At 48.0% G+C, this 523-nt stretch carries 1 protein-coding gene; it reads left to right on the top strand.

What is annotated here, in order from left to right:
- Positions 1–504: substrate-binding domain-containing protein (locus R7Z50_RS30975; RefSeq protein ID WP_318150211.1), on the top strand; the 504-nt coding region annotated here is incomplete at its 5' end.
- Positions 505–523: the final 19 nt, after the last annotated feature.

Here is a 523-nt window from a genome sequence, read left to right as displayed (position 1 = left end):
CTCGCGACAGAATATTTGATTCGTCACGGGCATCGCAAAATCGCTTGCATTGCCTCATCCCACGATATCGAAGATACCGATGAACGCTTGCAAGGTTACCAAGCCGCATTGAAAGAACATGGTATTGAACTCTCCAAAAGCTACATCGAATACGGTGAGCCCAACAGTGATGGTGGCGAAGTTGCGATGACCAACCTGTTAACCAAATCTTTGGAGATTACTGGAGTGGTGGCCTACAACGACTACAGGGCCGCTGGCGCACTCGCAGCGTTAGATCAAAATGGCATTGACGTACCAAGTAAGGTTTCTATGGTCGGGTTCGATGATGGCTTGATCGCCCGCTTTGTTCACCCTAGCTTGACTACTATTCGCTACCCAATCGAGATGATGGCAGAACGCGCCGCCCGTTTGGCTTTGGCGCTGTCTCGTGACGAAAAAGTTGAAGATGAAACCATTATTTTTAGCCCAACTTTAGTACGAAGAAACTCTGTCGAGCGTTGTTGATGGTGGATAATCTGTAAAT

The sequence above is a fragment of the Vibrio sp. 1249-1 genome (assembly GCF_033340495.1).
Note: the sequence above shows the minus strand (reverse complement) of the source record. Positions and strands in the feature narration are given on the sequence as shown.